The sequence below is a fragment of the Gordonia sp. DT219 genome (genome assembly GCF_049847065.1).
Taxonomy (GTDB): domain Bacteria; phylum Actinomycetota; class Actinomycetes; order Mycobacteriales; family Mycobacteriaceae; genus Gordonia.
In genome coordinates this window covers 62,893-78,867 of sequence record NZ_JBNCNR010000004.1, presented here as the reverse complement: position 1 = coordinate 78,867, position 15,975 = coordinate 62,893, and the positions used below count along the sequence as shown (strand labels likewise).

General features: G+C 67.2%; 16 protein-coding genes. 10 read left to right on the top strand and 6 right to left on the bottom strand.

The window, feature by feature from the left end:
* Positions 1 to 257 precede the first annotated feature (257 nt).
* From ACPXB3_RS07870 to ACPXB3_RS07855, 4 genes are read left to right on the top strand one after another with little or no spacing between them, the layout of a single operon-like run.
* Positions 258 to 1,310, top strand: coding sequence for a sulfate ABC transporter substrate-binding protein (locus ACPXB3_RS07870; RefSeq protein WP_425703974.1), 1,053 nt, complete (start codon positions 258 to 260; stop codon positions 1,308 to 1,310).
* A complete protein-coding gene (gene cysT, locus ACPXB3_RS07865) occupies positions 1,307 to 2,188 on the top strand; it encodes a sulfate ABC transporter permease subunit CysT (RefSeq protein ID WP_425727294.1) in 882 nt (293 codons plus the stop codon). Before ACPXB3_RS07870 ends, cysT begins: the two co-directional genes overlap by 4 nt.
* Complete coding sequence (cysW, locus tag ACPXB3_RS07860; RefSeq protein ID WP_425703672.1) at positions 2,185 to 3,135, top strand: sulfate ABC transporter permease subunit CysW; 951 nt, start codon at positions 2,185 to 2,187, stop codon at positions 3,133 to 3,135. Before cysT ends, cysW begins: the two co-directional genes overlap by 4 nt.
* Before the next feature lies 1 nt (position 3,136).
* Positions 3,137 to 4,132: a sulfate/molybdate ABC transporter ATP-binding protein gene (locus ACPXB3_RS07855; protein WP_425703670.1), complete on the top strand. Its 996-nt coding sequence runs from the start codon at positions 3,137 to 3,139 to the stop codon at positions 4,130 to 4,132.
* Between the two features lie 40 nt (positions 4,133 to 4,172).
* Here the strand turns inward: ACPXB3_RS07855 and ACPXB3_RS07850 are convergent, their stop codons facing one another.
* From ACPXB3_RS07850 to ACPXB3_RS07830, 5 genes are read right to left on the bottom strand one after another with little or no spacing between them, the layout of a single operon-like run.
* Positions 4,173 to 4,913 (bottom strand): sirohydrochlorin chelatase, encoded by a 741-nt coding sequence (locus ACPXB3_RS07850; protein WP_425703668.1) that lies wholly within the window; start codon positions 4,911 to 4,913, stop codon positions 4,173 to 4,175.
* On the bottom strand, positions 4,910 to 6,238 hold the full coding sequence (locus ACPXB3_RS07845; RefSeq protein ID WP_425703666.1) for a sulfate adenylyltransferase subunit 1: 1,329 nt from the start codon (positions 6,236 to 6,238) through the stop codon (positions 4,910 to 4,912). Before ACPXB3_RS07845 ends, ACPXB3_RS07850 begins: the two co-directional genes overlap by 4 nt.
* The gene (gene cysD / locus ACPXB3_RS07840; protein ID WP_425703664.1) at positions 6,238 to 7,209 is read right to left on the bottom strand and encodes a sulfate adenylyltransferase subunit CysD; all 972 of its coding nucleotides are present in this window, start codon (positions 7,207 to 7,209) and stop codon (positions 6,238 to 6,240) included. The genes ACPXB3_RS07845 and cysD overlap by 1 nt, the downstream gene beginning before the upstream one ends.
* A complete protein-coding gene (locus ACPXB3_RS07835; protein WP_425703662.1) occupies positions 7,191 to 7,958 on the bottom strand; it encodes a phosphoadenylyl-sulfate reductase in 768 nt (255 codons plus the stop codon). Before ACPXB3_RS07835 ends, cysD begins: the two co-directional genes overlap by 19 nt.
* On the bottom strand, positions 7,955 to 9,772 hold the full coding sequence (locus tag ACPXB3_RS07830) for a nitrite/sulfite reductase (RefSeq protein WP_425727293.1): 1,818 nt from the start codon (positions 9,770 to 9,772) through the stop codon (positions 7,955 to 7,957). Before ACPXB3_RS07830 ends, ACPXB3_RS07835 begins: the two co-directional genes overlap by 4 nt.
* A 310-nt stretch (positions 9,773 to 10,082) precedes the next feature.
* Here ACPXB3_RS07830 and ACPXB3_RS07825 point away from each other — a divergent pair, with 310 nt between their 5' ends.
* Both ACPXB3_RS07825 and hemW read left to right on the top strand, forming a co-directional pair.
* Positions 10,083 to 10,214 carry a hypothetical protein gene (locus tag ACPXB3_RS07825; protein ID WP_425727292.1) on the top strand — a complete coding sequence of 44 codons (132 nt, stop codon included), beginning with the start codon at positions 10,083 to 10,085 and terminating at the stop codon, positions 10,212 to 10,214.
* Positions 10,190 to 11,422, top strand: coding sequence for a radical SAM family heme chaperone HemW (gene hemW, locus ACPXB3_RS07820; RefSeq protein WP_425727291.1), 1,233 nt, complete (start codon positions 10,190 to 10,192; stop codon positions 11,420 to 11,422). Before ACPXB3_RS07825 ends, hemW begins: the two co-directional genes overlap by 25 nt.
* 7 nt (positions 11,423 to 11,429) lie before the next feature.
* On the opposite strand, the gene ACPXB3_RS07815 is transcribed toward hemW, so the two are convergent.
* Entirely contained in the window at positions 11,430 to 11,885 is a 456-nt protein-coding gene (locus tag ACPXB3_RS07815; protein ID WP_425703656.1) for a type II toxin-antitoxin system VapB family antitoxin, read from the bottom strand.
* Between the two features lie 171 nt (positions 11,886 to 12,056).
* On the opposite strand from ACPXB3_RS07815, the gene hrcA reads away from it, so the two are divergent.
* From hrcA to ACPXB3_RS07795, 4 genes are all read left to right on the top strand, one after another.
* A complete protein-coding gene (gene hrcA, locus ACPXB3_RS07810; RefSeq protein ID WP_425703654.1) occupies positions 12,057 to 13,091 on the top strand; it encodes a heat-inducible transcriptional repressor HrcA in 1,035 nt (344 codons plus the stop codon).
* 133 nt (positions 13,092 to 13,224) lie between these two features.
* Positions 13,225 to 14,382 carry a molecular chaperone DnaJ gene (gene dnaJ / locus ACPXB3_RS07805; protein WP_425727290.1) on the top strand — a complete coding sequence of 386 codons (1,158 nt, stop codon included), beginning with the start codon at positions 13,225 to 13,227 and terminating at the stop codon, positions 14,380 to 14,382.
* 13 nt (positions 14,383 to 14,395) lie between these two features.
* A complete protein-coding gene (locus ACPXB3_RS07800) occupies positions 14,396 to 15,145 on the top strand; it encodes a 16S rRNA (uracil(1498)-N(3))-methyltransferase (RefSeq protein WP_425703650.1) in 750 nt (249 codons plus the stop codon).
* 11 nt (positions 15,146 to 15,156) lie between these two features.
* Positions 15,157 to 15,927, top strand: coding sequence for an alpha/beta hydrolase family protein (locus ACPXB3_RS07795; RefSeq protein ID WP_425703648.1), 771 nt, complete (start codon positions 15,157 to 15,159; stop codon positions 15,925 to 15,927).
* Positions 15,928 to 15,975: the final 48 nt, after the last annotated feature.

Here is a 15,975-nt window from a genome sequence, read left to right as displayed (position 1 = left end):
CTGGCTCCTGACGCGATAGCATCTCGGCGCGGCCGGGTAAAGAGGGACGTCCGAGCGGGTCAGTCCGGCCCGATGTGATTGCTAGCGTGAGTCGTCCGCCGGGGCAGTGGTCGATGGAGACCTCCGCTGTCCCTCGGACCCGATCGGCGTTCGGGATCGGATCGCGCACAGCCCAATCATGGAGGAACGTGTCAGTGAGCGCTGCCGTCATCTCGCGACGCAGTACGCCGGTACTGGTGCTTCTGCTGGCCCTCGCGATGACCGCGCTCTCCGGTTGCGGCGGTGGTTCCACCGACGAACCCGGTGGTGTGGACATCTCCAGCGGCAGCCGTCACCTCGACCTCGTGGCGTATGCGACGCCCAAACCCGGTTTCGACCACATCATCCCGGCCTTTCGGGCAACCGCAGCAGGCGCCGACATCGGCTTCTCCTCGTCCTACGGTGCCTCCGGTGACCAGTCCCGCAAGGTGGCCCGGCGAGTTCCGGCCGATGTGGTGAACTTCTCGGTCGAACCCGACATCACCAGGCTGGTGAAGGCCGGCCTGGTCGACAAGGACTGGAAGAAGCAGGAGCCCAACAACAGCACGCCATTCGGTTCGGTCGTCGCACTGGTCGTACGCAAGGGCAACCCGAAGAACATCCACGACTGGAACGACCTGCTGAAGCCGGGCGTTCAGGTGGTCACCCCGAATCCGGGCAGCTCGGGTTCGGCGAAGTGGAACCTGCTCGCCCCGTACGCGGCGTTGAGCAACGGCGGACGCAATCCGCAGGCCGGCCTCGACTACGTGTCGGAACTCGTGCGTGACCATGTGCGCGTCGTCCCGAAATCCGGTCGTGAGGCCACCACGGCCTTCGAGCAGGGGCAGGGCGACGTGCTGATCAGCTATGAGAACGAGGCCATCATGCTCGACCGGGCGAACGCGGACGCGAGCCCGCAGAACCAGGTCGAGTACCTCATCCCGCCGCAGACGTTCAAGATCGAGAATCCGGTCGCGATCGTCAACACCACCAAGGATCTCGCGGCGGCGCGCGCATTTGTGGGCTACCTGTTCACCGACGAGGCGCAGCGGATCTGGGCGAAGCAGGGTTTCCGTCCGGTGGTGCCGTCGGTGATCGCCGAGACCCGCGACCTGTTCCCCGGCACCATCGAGAAGCTGTGGACCATCAAAGATCTCGGTAAGGTCCTCGGTGCCGGGACCGCCGCCGAAAATGACGGCGTGGACCTCACCGGCTGGAAGGCCGTCGACTCGGCATTGTTCGGGACCAGCGGTGCGATCACCAAGATCTACGACGCAGGGGGCAGACAGTGACCTCGAACGTCTCGACGACCACCCCGGACGCGGGCGAACGCCCGCAATCACGGCCGCCTGGTGGGTTTCTCGGACGCGCACGCACTTTCACCGGTGTCAGCCCCGCGACCATCGGGGTGGCGTGGCTGTGGCTCAGCATCATCGTGTTGCTGCCGCTCGCCGCGATCACCGTGCATTCCTTTGACGACGGGTGGAGCGGGTTCTGGGATGCGGTCACCGCGCCGGCCGCTCTCGACGCACTCGGGATCACGGTGCTCGTGTCGGTGGTGGCGGCGGCCATCAACGTGGTCTTCGGCACCATCATCGCGTGGGTGTTGGTGCGAGATGACTTCCCCGGCAAGGGATTCGTGAACGCGATCATCGACCTGCCGTTCGCGCTGCCGACGATTGTGGCCAGCCTCGTGCTGCTTTCCCTGTACGGACCCAACAGTCCACTGGACATCCAGCTCAACGCCACCAAGCCGGCACTGGTGATCGCGCTGACCTTCGTCACACTGCCGTTCGTGGTCCGCCAGGTGCAGCCGGTGCTTCTCGAACTCGACGTCGACGTCGAAGAGGCCGCTGCGGTTCTGGGCGCCAAGAATTGGACGACGTTCCGCAAGATCATCCTGCCCGCGCTGCTCCCGTCGATCCTGACCGGAGCCGGACTCGCCTTCACCCGGGCGATCGGGGAATTCGGCTCGGTCGTGCTGATCGGCGGCAACATCCCCGGCGAGACCCAGGTGGCCTCGCAGTACATCCAGCAGCAGATCGAGATCGATGCGCCGGTCAACGCCGCGGCGATCTCGGTGGTGCTGCTGCTCATAGCCTTCGTGACGCTGTTGATCCTGCGTATCGCGGGCCGGCGGCAGTCGACTCGGGAGGATGCGGATCGATGAAGGTATCCCCGCTGGCCCGCTATGGGCTGCGTACCGTTGCGCTCGTCTATCTGTTCATCCTGTTGATCGTGCCGGTCGGCACCATCTTCTACCGCTCCTTCGAGCACGGGATCGTGCAGTTCTGGGACTGGATCACCACCCCGGCGGCGATCTCGGCCCTGCAGTTGAGTCTGCTGATCGTGGTCATCGTCGTTCCGCTCAACGTCGTGTTCGGCGTACTCACCGCACTCGCCCTGGCACGTGGACGCTTTCCCGGCAAGGGACTGCTGCAGGCGGTCGTCGACCTGCCGTTCGCGGTGTCGCCGGTCGTCGCCGGTGTGGCCCTGATCCTGTTGTGGGGATACGGCGGCTGGTTCGGGGGTGTGGAGAGTCTCGGCTTCCGCGTCATCTTCGGATTCCCGGGACTCGTACTCGCAACGCTGTTCGTCACCTTGCCGTTCGTCGCGCGTGAGGTGGAGCCGGTCCTGCGGGAGATCGGTACCGAACAGGAAGAAGCCGCAGCAACTCTCGGAGCCAATGCCTGGCAGGCCTTCTGGCGTGTGACATTGCCGGCGATCCGGTGGGGCCTGACCTACGGCATCGTGCTGACGGTGGCGCGAGCGCTCGGTGAGTACGGGGCGGTCACCATGGTGTCGTCGAACTATCCGGGCATCTCCCAGACCCTGACGCTGCTGGTCAACTCCCGCTACACCGACGACTACAACGAATTCGGTGCGTATGCGGCCGCAACGCTGTTGATGTTCGTCGCGATCGTGGTGCTGGTCCTGATGTCGTTCGTCGACCGGCGTGCCAGGTCCCGGCTGGCCGATGCCAGCGAGTCGACCGGCGCGGACGCCGTGGTCGAAGCCGAGCTGACGGTGCCGCACGGCCCGGAAGCGATCGATGCGCATCAGCTTGTCGCCGAGCGTGTTCCAGAGAATCTCACCGCCCGCCAGAAAGGCGTCTGACATGTCCATCTCGGTGATCGGCGCGAACAAGCGCTACGGCGACTTCGCGGCCCTCGATGATGTGTCCATCGACATCCCCGACGGTCAGCTGACCTCGCTCCTCGGTCCGTCCGGTTCGGGGAAGTCGACGCTGCTGCGCGCGATCGCCGGCCTCGACGCCCTCGACTCGGGAACCGTGATCATCAACGGCGACAACGTGTCGAAGAAGGCGCCGCAAAAGCGTGACATCGGATTCGTCTTCCAGCACTACGCCGCGTTCAAGCACCTCACGGTCCGCGACAACATCGCCTTCGGCCTCAAGATCCGCAAGCGGCCCAAGGCCGAGGTGGATGCCAAGGTCGACGAACTTCTCGAGATCGTCGGACTCACGGTGTTCCAGAGGCGATTCCCCGCCCAACTCTCCGGCGGGCAGCGGCAGCGCATGGCATTGGCGCGTGCGCTGGCCGTCGATCCCAAGGTGCTGCTGCTCGACGAACCGTTCGGTGCGCTCGATGCCAAGGTCCGTGACGAACTGCGCCGATGGTTGCGTCGTCTGCACGAGGAAGTGCACGTGACGACGGTGTTGGTCACCCACGATCAGCAGGAGGCGCTCGACGTCTCCGACCGCATCGCCGTCCTGAACAAGGGCCGGATCGAACAGGTCGGATCTCCCGACGATCTCTACGACCGCCCGGTCAATCCGTTCGTGGCGTCGTTCCTCGGTTCCACGGTGCGTCTCAACGGCGAACTCGTCCGGCCGCACGACATCCGGATCGGTCGCACCCCCGAGTTGGCATGGCCGGCAACCGATCCGACGCTCGACACCGGTGTCCTGCGGGCCACCGTTCAACGAGTGGTGAACCTGGGTTTCGAGACGCGGGTGGAACTCGTGTCGGCGGCCTCCGGTGAGGAGTTCGTGGCACAGATCACCAGAGGTGACCAGAACGCCCTGAATCTGCAGGCGGGCGAGACGATCTATGCGCGGGCGACCAAGGTGGCGGCGCTGACCGATAGCTGAGCAAGCAGACACACGCCAGGTGGCGGCGCGGGCGTTCGGTTCAGGTCCGCTGCTCGGCGGTCAGATCCCCGGACCGCAACCGCGGCAGTGCCGTTCGGTAGCGATCGAGGATGGCGACGACGACGTGGGGATGTGCCCCGAGGGGACCGGCCACCAACGCGCCCGGGGCGAGTCGGTCGAGGGCTTCCTCCACGCGTTCGATCAGCAATCCGGCGGACAGGAAGTACGGGCTCAGCGCGATCCGATGGGCCCCGGCCGCCGACAGTCGGCGAAGGGCGCCCCGCAGCTTGATCTCGTCCTGACCGAGCTGGGTCGCGAAGACCACGTCGACCGGTCGGTGCAGGCGAGTGGACAGCTCGATCGCGCGACGCCGAACCACAAGCGCCGCAGCGGGATTCGACGATCCCACCGCGGTGACAAGGATCCCGTCGGAGTCGCCGGGCCCGGCCTGCGCCAGCCGGTCGGCAAGCGCCGAGGTCAGCGAGGCCTGACCGATCACGTCGGTGATCACCACCGCGGCCGGCGTAGATTCGGCGGCGACGATGCGGGGCAGATCGATCTCGCTGTGATACCCGGGCGCCAGGAGGAGCGGTACGATCACCAGCTCGCCGTCGACCGAGGAGATCGAGTCGGCCACCGTGGGTTCGTCGAGACCGAGGTAGGACAGCCGGACCTCCACATGCGGCAAACGCTGTGCCACCGCATCTCGCACCCGGCGGGCCGTGTCCCCGAATCGGGGATCACGGCTGCCGTGCGCGACGAGCAACAGGGTCGGACTCACACCAGCTCTTTGAGGTGCAGCGACGCGAGCGCGTCGCCGACCAGGCCGGCGGCCAGCGTGTTGCCACCTTGCGGATCGATCAACAGAAAGCTGCCCGATTCGCGGTTGACCTGGTAGTCGTCGGCGGGGATCGTCTCGGCTGTCTGTACGGTGATGCGACCGATCTGGTTCAGCTCCAATGTGTCCGGTGCGTCGGTGAGCGCCAGATTCTGTTCGTCGAACAGCACGTCGAGGGTGCCGACGATGGCCTGGGTGGTCTTGGTGCCGTGTTTGAGCAGTAGCCGGGCACCTGGGCGCAGCGGCTTGTCGGCCAGCCAGCAGACGGTGGCGGAGAACTGCTGGACCGGCTCGGGCGCGTCGCCGGCCGAGGCGATGAGGTCACCGCGCGAGATGTCGACATCGTCGGCGAGGAGCAACGTGACACTCCGGCCGGTGTGGGCGGTGGCCAATTGTCCATCGGCCGTGTCGATCTGGGTGACCGTCGTCCGGACGCCGGACGGCAGCACCACCACCTGGTCGCCGACCGAGACGCGCCCGGCTGCGATCTGACCCGCATAACCGCGGTAGTCCGGGTATTCGGTGGTGCGGGGACGGATCACATACTGCACCGGGAATCGCAGGCCCACCTCGGAATGCTTGTGTCCGGTCGCCGCATCGGTGCCGTTCGGGACCGTCTCCAGGAACTCGATCAGGGTGGGGCCATCGTAGAACGGTGTGTTCTGCGACCGGATGGCGATGTTGTCGCCGTGTAGCGCCGACACCGGGATTGCGGTCACCTGATCGTCAGACCAACCCAACGTTCGGGTGAGATCGCGGAATTCCGAGGCGATCTCGGTGAAAACGCTCGCGGCGTCGTCGACCAGGTCGATCTTGTTGACGGCCAGCACCAGTTGCGGGACCCCGAGCAGCGCCATCACCGCCGCATGTCGACGTGTCTGGGAGACAACACCATTGCGGGCGTCGACGAGCAGCATGACCAGCTGTGCGGTGGATGCGCCGGAGACGGTGTTGCGGGTGTACTGGACGTGCCCGGGCGTGTCGGCGAGCACGAATGAGCGTGTGGGGGTGGCGAAGTAGCGGTAGGCCACGTCGATCGTGATGCCCTGCTCACGTTCGGCGCGCAGTCCGTCGACCAGCAGCGAGAGGTCCGGACCGGCGAGGCCGCGGTCGACCGAGGCCTTGGTGACGGCGTCGATCTGGTCGGCGAGAACCGATTTGGTGTCGTAGAGCAGCCGTCCGACGAGGGTCGACTTGCCGTCGTCGACGCTGCCGGCCGTCGCAATGCGCAGCAGATCGGGGACGTGTCCGAGAGTGTTGTTCGCCATCAGAAGTATCCTTCACGTTTTCGGTCTTCCATCGCTGCTTCGGACACCCGGTCGTCGCCGCGGGTGGCGCCGCGCTCGGTCAGTCGCGACGCGGCGACCTCGGCGAGGACGGCCTCGTTGTCGGCGGCGTCCGAGAGCACCGCGCCGGTCGACGATCCGTCACCGACGGTGCGGTAACGCACCGAGAGTCGTCGGATCTGTTCGCCCTCGCGCGGTCCACCCCACGGTCCGGGGGTCATCCACATGCCGTCGCGTTCGAACACGTCCCGCTGGTGGGCGTAGTAGATCTGGGGCAGCAGCACCTGCTCGCGGGCGATGTAACGCCACACGTCGAGCTCGGTCCAGTTCGAGAGCGGAAACACGCGCACATGCTCGCCCGGGGCGTGGCGGCCGTTGTAGAGATTCCACAACTCGGGGCGCTGACGTTTCGGGTCCCACTGGCCGAAAGCGTTGCGCAGGGAGAAGATCCGCTCCTTGGCGCGCGAGCGCTCCTCGTCGCGGCGGCCACCGCCGAAGACCGCGTCGAAGCGATTCTCGGTGATCGCATCGAGCAACGGGATGGTCTGCAGTGGGTTGCGGACACCGTCGGGGCGCTCGGTCAGGCGTCCGTCGGCGAGATAGTCCTCGACCTTGGCCACATGCAGGCGCAGATCGTGACGCGCGACCACCTGATCGCGGAACTCGAGGACCTCGGGCAGGTTGTGGCCGGTGTCGACGTGCAGGAGCGAGAACGGCAGCGGCGCCGGCCAGAACGCCTTGAGTGCCAGATGCAGCAACAGGGTGGAGTCCTTGCCGCCGGAGAACAGGATCACCGGTCGCTCGAACTCGCCGGCGACCTCACGGAAGATGTGGATCGCCTCGGACTCGAGTGCATCGAGGGTGGTGAACTCGTCGGTGTCGGCGAGCGCGCCGACGGCCACGGAGGCGGGGTCGGTGGAGGAATCGGTGACGGTCATGCGTGTAACCCACATTCTGTCTTGGCGCGGCCGGCCCAGCGGCCGCTGCGCGGATCGGATCCGGGTTCGGGTTTGGCCGTGCACGGGGCACACCCGATGGAGGGATAGCCTTCGTCGACCAACGGATTGACGAGCACACCGTTGGCGTCGATGTAGTCCTGCATCTGCTCGTCGGACCAGGCGGCGATCGGGTTGATCTTGACCAGGCCGAAGCCTTCGTCGAAGGAGATCAGCGGCGCGTTGGCGCGAGTGGGTGCCTCCACCCGACGGATGCCGGTCACCCACGCGTCGTATGCCTGCAGACCAGCCTTGAGCGGCACCACCTTTCGCAACCGGCAGCACTCGCCGGGATCCCGCGCGAACAGATTGCGGCCCAACAGTTCATCCTGCTCGGCGACGCTGTGCTCGGGGGTCAGATCGACCATCTCGACGCCGTAGACCTGCTCGACCGCGTCCCGGGTGCCGATGGTTTCGGCGAAGTGGTAACCGGTGTCGAGGAACAACACCTTGACCGGATCCCCGCCCAGCAGTTCCTGATCGACGTGCTTGACGGCGAGATCCACCAGCGCGGCGTCCTGCATGTTGGAGGCCACGACAAAGTTGTCACCGAAAGTCCGCGCGGTCCAGGCCAGTAGCTCCTCGGGAGTCGCGTCGGACCCGAGTTCGGCGGCACCCTGCTCGGCGAGTGCGCGCAGTTCGTCTTTTCCGAACCGGCGGCCGGCCGGCGTGGTGTCGCGGGCGGTGGTGTCGGTGGTGGTGCTCATCGCAATGCCTCCTCGTCGGCGCGAACGGCCCACTGCGCGAATCGTTCACCGTTGGTTCGCTGCTCGGCGAAGTTGCGCACGATCCGCTCGATGTATTCGTTGGCCTCGGTTGCGTAGATCTTGTGCTGACGCAACTTTCGTCCGAAGGCCGAATCCTCGCCGAGGCTTCCACCGAGGTGAACCTGGAAGCCCTCCACTGGTTTTCCGTTCCCGTCGTCGATGAGCTGTCCCTTCAGGCCGATGTCGGCGACCTGCACGCGCGCGCAGGAATTGGGGCAGCCGTTGAAATTGATGGTGACCGGGACGTCGAGGGTTTCATTGAGCTGGGCCATCCGCTCCTCGAGTAGCGGTACGAGACTCTGTGAGCGGCTTCGGGTCTCGGTGAACGAGAGTTTGCAGTACTCCAGGCCGGTGCAGGCGATGAGGTTGCGCCGCCAGATCGACGGGCGGGCGGTGAGCCCGACGACGGTCAGATCCGCTTCGAGTTGGGCGACCTTGTCGTCGCCGACGTTGACCACCACGAGTTTCTGGTACGGGGTGAGTCGGACGTCGTCGCTGCCCGCCTTCTCGGCGGCGTCGGCAATGGCGTCGAGGAGCTCGGCGGAGAGTCGTCCGGATACCGCAGAGAAGCCGACGGCCTTGAGCCCGTTGGTCAGATCGGTGATGCCGACGTGGTCGATCGGGTGCGTCGGCGGCGTGGGTGCCGGTCCGTCGATGAGCTTGCGGTGCAGGTACTCGTCCTCGAGGACCTGACGGAACCTCTCGATGCCCCAGTCCTTGATGAGGAATTTGAGGCGGGCCTTGGAACGCAGCCTGCGGTATCCGTAGTCGCGGAAGATGGCCACGACACCCTCCCAGACGTCGGGAACCTCGTCGAGCGGGATCCATGCGCCGACGCGCTGGGCGAGCATCGGATTGGTGGACAGCCCGCCACCGACCCACAGGTCCAGGCCGGGACCGTGTTCAGGATGCACGACGCCGACGAACGCGACATCGTTGATCTCGTGGACGACGTCCTGCAGGCCGGAGACGGCGGTCTTGAACTTGCGCGGCAGATTGGAGTACTCGGGGTCACCGATGTAGCGGCGCTTGATCTCTCGCAGTGCCGGCGTCGCGTCGACGACCTCATCGGGATGGAGCCCGGCCAGGGGGGAGCCGAGCATGCCGCGCGGGCAGTCGCCGCAGGCCTCGGTGGTTTCGAGGCCGACTTCCTCGAGGCGGCGCCAGATCTCCGGAACGTTCTCGATCTCGATCCAGTGGAACTGGATGTTCTGGCGGTCGGTGACGTCGGCGGTGCCGCGGGCGAAATCGCGGGAGATGCCGGCGAGTGTGCGTACCTGGGCGAGATCGAGCTGACCGCCGTCGGTGCGCACCCGCATCATGAAATACGGGGCCTCGAGGAGGTCGGCGTTGTCGTCGCCGGTGTAGGTGCCGTCGTAGCCCTGGGTGCGCTGGGTGTAGAGACCCATCCAGCGAAAGCGGCCGCGCAGGTCGCCCTTGTCGATCGAGTCGAATCCCTGCCTGGCATAGATGTTTTCGATGCGAGCGCGCACGTTGAGCGGGTTGTCGTCCTTTTTGGACTGCTCATTGGCGTTGAGTGGTTCGCGATAGCCGAGTTTCCATTGGCCCTCGGCGCGTCGTTTGGCCGGGCGCGTCTTCTTGCGGACGGCCCGCTCGTCGCCTCCGGTGCCGCCGGCGGGGTCGCCGCCGTTGGGGGTGCCGGCGGTACGCGTCGGCCGGTTCCGCCGGGCGGGGCCGGACTTCTCGGGTACGGGCGAACCGTTCGCCTCGGTGAGGTCCGTCGTTGACGTCATGAATTCTCCTGTACCGGCACGCGAGCACCGGCGATCGCACGGTCTGGGCTGTGACGTGGCGGCATTACCGCGGCGAGAAATGCGGTTGTTCTCCGGGGCCGGACGTCGTCTAGCGACGACAGGAAGCGCTGCAGACGCGCTTGAGATCGACGTGGCGTCGCGCGGCGAGCCACACCCCGGGGAAATTCACGCACTCCATAGTGCCACGTGCCTCCGTCCGGCGTCTACTTGGGAATACTTTTCACCACGCTGAGGCAAACTGGCCTGCATCGATGTCGGGCGGGCCAGAAGGGTCGACGGCGCAGCGGTGATGTCGTTGGAGACCAAGGCATGCGGCGACATGGGTATTCCCGCGGGCGGGCGCGAGCGTGATCTCGAGGTCATGGCCGCCTCGACGTCCGATTTCGGTCCCACCGGATGCGCGCGCATCATGGGGACGTGACGTCCATATCCGCCCCTCTCGCGCCGCAGGACATCCGGACGGCCTGCGGCGCGGTGGAACCCGACCGCCCATTCGGGCTCTACCTGCATGTGCCGTTCTGTGCTTCCCGGTGCGGCTACTGCGACTTCAACACCTACACCGCGGGGGAGCTGGGGTCCTCGGCGTCGCCGGATTCGTGGTTCGAGGCGGTGACCCGCGAACTCGATCTCGCGGCCGGGATGCTCGCGCCCGCCCGGAAGGTCTCGACGATCTTCGTCGGCGGCGGCACCCCGTCACTGCTGGGTGACGACGGATTGGCGCGGGTGCTCGCTGCGGTTCGCAGTCGGTTCGAGCTCGCCGACGATGCCGAGGTCACCACCGAATCCAATCCCGAATCCACGTCGCCGGAGTTCTTCGCGCGGCTGCGTGCGGCCGGATTCACCCGCATCTCGCTGGGGATGCAGTCGGCGGCGCCGCATGTATTGGCCACGCTCGACCGCACCCACACGCCGGGCCGCGCGGTGGCCGCTGCGCGCGAGGCCGCCGACGCCGGATTCGCCCACATCAATCTCGACCTCATCTACGGCACACCTGGCGAGACCGATGCCGACCTCGATGCGAGTCTGGATGCGGTCCTGTCCGTGCCGGTCGATCATGTGTCGGCGTATGCGCTGATCGTCGAGGACGGTACCGCTCTGGCGCGCCGGGTGCGGCGCGGCGAGCTGCCTGCGCCCGACGACGACGTACTCGCCGCGCGGTACGCGCGCATCGATGAACGGCTGGGCGCCAACGGTTTCGACTGGTACGAGGTATCGAACTGGGCGACCTCCGAGCCGGCGTGGTGTCGGCACAATCTGGCCTACTGGTACAGCCACGACTGGTGGGGGGTGGGGCCGGGTGCGCACTCGCACGTCAACGGGGTGCGGTGGTCCAATCTCAAACACCCGGCGCGCTACGCGACGACGCTGGCCGACGGCGACCTGCCGGTGGCGGCCCATGAGGTGCTGACGCCGGCGGACCGGCACGTCGAGTCGGTGATGCTGACCGCGCGGTGCCGCAGCGGACTGCGACGCGATGATCTCGACGCCGCCGAGTTGTCGGCCGCCGAGCGGTTCACCGAGCGCGGGCTGCTCCGGCCGGTCGGCCGGATGCTGGTCCTCACCGACCGCGGCCGGCTGCTCGCCGACGCGGTGGTGCGCGACATCCTTGTCGCCGGCGAAAGGTCCTGAATCGGCCTCACCGCCGCGGCAGGGTCCATCCGGTCGCACGTGCCGCCCGCCGGTGACCGCCGCCCGGCGACGCATCCCGCGGCGGCAACTCGCCGCGGGTGAGGGGGAGTTCGTCGGTTTCGGTGGCCAGCTGCTCGTCGAGGGGTGGCGCATCAGGGTGCAGGTCGAGCGCGTCGAGGTCGAGCATCCGGGCGTGCACGACGGTGCGATTGCGCAGAGCCGAGCGAACTGCCCGGTGCAGGCCATCCTCGAGGTAGAGATTGCCGTTCCAGCGCACCACATGCGAGAACAGGTCGCCGTAGAAAGTGGAGTCCTCACTGAGCAGCTTGTCGAGCGCGAGGACCGTGGTGACGGTGATCAGTTCATCGAGCCGGAACTGCCGGGGCGGGATCTTGGCCCAACCACGATGCGTCAACGCATGATCGGGGTAGGGTTTGCCCTCCCGGACGCCTTTGAAGATCATCGGGACTCTTCCTGTGGTCGTTGGGGCGGTGATCGAGATGTTCGACGACTACGCCTCGCGGGCGGGTCACGCGCAACCGTACTGCGTGCTCCGGTTCGGTAGATGCGGCGGTTTCGTAGACTGGAACGCACCCACTGTAGGGCAGCGGGCGCTCGAGAGGAGGTCTGGCCGGTGTCGACCACCGATGAACGGCGGTTCGAGATCCTTCGCGCCATCGTCACCGACTTCGTTTCCACCCAGGAACCGATCGGATCGAAGGCACTCGTCGAGCGGCATCAACTCGGTGTCTCGAGTGCCACGGTCCGTAACGACATGGCGGTGCTCGAAGCCGAGGGCTACATAGCGCAGCCCCACACGAGCTCGGGACGCGTGCCCACCGACAAGGGCTACCGCATGTTCGTCGACCGCATCAGCGAGGTCAAACCGCTGTCGTCGGCCGAGCGGCGCGCGATCCTGTCGGTGCTCGATTCCGGGGTCGACCTCGATGACGTGCTGCGCCGATCGGTGCGGTTGCTCGCGCAACTCACCCGGCAGGTGGCCGTCATCCAGTACCCGGTGCTCTCCACGGCGTCGGTGCGTCACCTCGAGGTGATCACCCTGTCGCCGTCGCGGCTGTTGCTGATCGTCATCGCCGACACCGGGCGCGTCGAGCAGCGCATGGTGGCGCTCGCGCAGGATCTCGACGACGCCGACATCGTGCGGCTTCGCGACATGTTCTCCGTGGCACTGCACGGCAAACGGCTCGAGGAGGCGTCCGCCGCAGTGGCCGAGGTGGCCAACAACGCCCCCGCCGACATCCGTGTCGCGACCGTCAACGTGGCGACAGTGCTCGTCGAGACGCTCGTCGAACGCGGCGAAGACCGGGTGGTGTTGTCCGGGACCTCGAATCTCGCACGGGCGGCAGCCGATTTCGCGCCGCTGACCGGCGGCATGGATTCGGTTCTCGAAGCACTCGAAGAGCAGGTCGTGGTGCTCAAGCTGCTCGCGACAAGCCAGCGGATGGGGCGGGTCACCGTGCAGATCGGTGAGGAGACCCAGACGGAGAACCTGCGTGGCACCTCGGTCGTGTCGACGGGGTACGGTGCTTCGGGCACCGTGTTCGGCGGAGTCGGCGTCGTCGGGCCCACCCGCATGGACTATCCGGGAACCATCGCGTCGGTTGCGGCCGTTGCCAAGTATGTGGGCGAGGTGCTCGCCGAGCGGTGACCTCCGACGCCCGAACGCGGCCCGTGACGGTTGTGGTGGCCGACGCCGCGTCGCGTCGTATGTCCCAGGTGCCGGGACCTATATGCGTCCCCGGCACGATACGTGAGCTGAAGAACGAAGGACCGAGACAACCGTGGCAACTGACTACTACGGAACCCTGGGCGTCGCCAAAGGTGCGAGCGACCAGGAGATCAAGCGGGCCTACCGGCAGATGGCCCGCAAGCTGCACCCCGACGTGAACCCGGGCGAAGAAGAGCGCTTCAAAGAGGTCACCACCGCCTACGAGGTGCTCAGTGACCCCGAGAAGCGCCGGATCGTCGACGCCGGCGGAGATCCGCTGGCTGGTCCGGGAGCGGGTGGATTCGGCGCAAATTTCGGGGGCGGGGGCCTCGGGGACGTGTTCGAGGCGTTCTTCGGCTCCGGCGGTGGGTTCGGCGGCGGTTTCGGTGGTAGCCGCGGACCGCGGTCCCGCGTGCAGCCGGGTGAACCGGCGTTGGTCGCAGTCGAACTCGACCTCGAGGAATGCGCGGCCGGGGTCAGCAAGGAGATCACCGTCGACACCGCGATCCTGTGCGACACCTGCCACGGATCGGGGACCCACGGCGACTCCAAGCCGGTGACCTGCGATACCTGTAGGGGTGCGGGTGAGATCCAGGCTGTTCAGCGTTCCCTGCTCGGCCAGGTGATGACGGTACGCGAATGCCCCACTTGCCATGGCACCGGCGAGATCATCCCCGATCCCTGTCCCAAATGTGGCGGCGAGGGCCGAGTGCGATCACGGCGGACCATGACGGTGCGGATCCCGGCAGGCATCGAGAGCGGGATGCGGGTCCGGCTGGTCGGCCAGGGCGAGGTCGGCCCGGGCGGGGGTTCGGCCGGCGACCTCTACGTCGAGGTCGGCGAGCGTCCGCATGAGGTCTTCATCCGGGACAAGGACGACCTGCACTGCACCCTGCGGGTGCCGATCGCCGACGCCGCGCTCGGCGGGAGCTATGAGGTGCCCACGATCCTCGGCGATACCGCCACGGTCACCGTCGAGCCGGGCACGCAGCCCGGCCAGGTCGTCAAACTGCGCGGGCAGGGCATGCCGCATGTGAACACCGGAGTACGCGGTGCGCTGCACGTACATCTCGATGTCACGGTGCCCGGCAAGCTCACGGCCGCGCAGACCGAAGCACTGACGGCGTTACGCGATGCCTCCGACGACTCGATCGATCTCGTGACCACCTCGGCGGCGGCGGGGCCGGGCGGGTTGTTCTCCCGGCTGCGCAACGCCTTCGCCGGACGCTGATCGGTCCGACCACGTGAGTCCGCCGCTGTTCTGGGTCGAGGAGGTACCGCCGGCCGGCGCGTCGATGGTCCTTTCCGGTCGCGAAGGCCGGCATGCGGTGACCGTCGCACGGCTGCGTCCCGGTGAGTCGTTGCTGCTCGGGGACGGTGCCGGGGCCATGGCGTCCTGCGAGGTGAGCGCCGTCGAGGGCAAGGATGCGCTGCGTGTGGTGGCGCACCGTTTCACGTTCACCGATCGGCCCCAACCCATGGTCACGCTCGTGCAGGCACTACCGAAGTCCGAGCGATCCGAGTTGGCCGTCGACCTGGCCACCGAGGCCGGGGTGGATCGCATCGTTCCCTGGCAGTCCGCGCGGTGCGTCGCCCGCTGGGCGGGTAAGGCCGACAAAGGGGTGGCCAAGTGGCGTACCGCGGCATCGGCTGCCGCCAAACAGAGTCGTCGGCCCTGGATTCCGGAGGTGACCGAGCTCGCCACCACGATCGACGTGCGCGCATACGCCGCGGAGACGATGGCCGGTCACGGGGTGGTCGCCGTTCTGCACGAGGAGGGCGCGACGCCGATTCGTGAACTGCCGCTGGCCGAGGCGTCCGCGATCATGCTGGTGGTCGGTCCCGAGGGCGGCCTCGATGACAGCGAGATCGCCGACCTCACCGCACTCGGCGCGCGATCGGTGATCCTCGGACCGGAGGTGCTGCGAACCTCGACGGCCGCGTCGGTGGCGCTGGGCGCCCTGGGGGTCCTCACCGACCGGTGGGCACGGTGAGACGATGCGCGGTGCATCGGACCACGATCGCCTATGGCGAGGCGAACTCGCAGTTCGGGCATCTGTACCACGCCGCGGCCGAGGCCGATCTGCCCGCGACCGTACGGCCGGTCGTGCTCATCCACGGCGGATACTGGACCACCGAATTCTCGTTGACGATCGAATCGGCCATCGCCCGGCAGTACGCGGAACGCGGGGCGCTGGTCTGGAACGTCGAATACCGGCGTATCGGCGAGGACGGCGGCGGCTGGCCGAACACCGGACGTGATGTCATCGCCGCGATCCGGGCGCTCGACGGCGCCGTCCCCAACGCGTGCGACCGTGCGGTCGCCGAGCGTGTGGACTGGAATTCGGTTGCTGTCGTTGGGCATTCGGCCGGAGGCCAACTCGCGGTGTGGGCCACCGCGCAGTTGGATGCCCGGACTGCGAACACCCGGATCACCACCGTCGTCGCGCAGTCGGCCGCACTCGACCTCGAGACTGCGGGCCAGGCCGGGCGGCCGTCGGTGCAGGCACTGATGGGGCGGCCCCATGCGCAGGCGCCCGAACGGTATCGGGCGGCCTCGCCCATCGAACAAGGCCCCTTCGACGCGCACGTCGTGGTGATCCACGGTGACCGGGACGCCGCCATCCCCGTCCAGTCGAGCAGGCATTACGTCGAGGTGGTGGCCGCACGCGGCCAATCCGCCGAACTCATCGTGGTCGGCGACGAGGGCCACGACGCCTTCGTCGACCCGCGCAGCGTGTGCAACCGGCAGACGATCCGGGCACTGGGCCTGTAGCCCGGTCGGGCCGGAACGGAATATTCGCTCGCGGATCGGCTGTTGGGC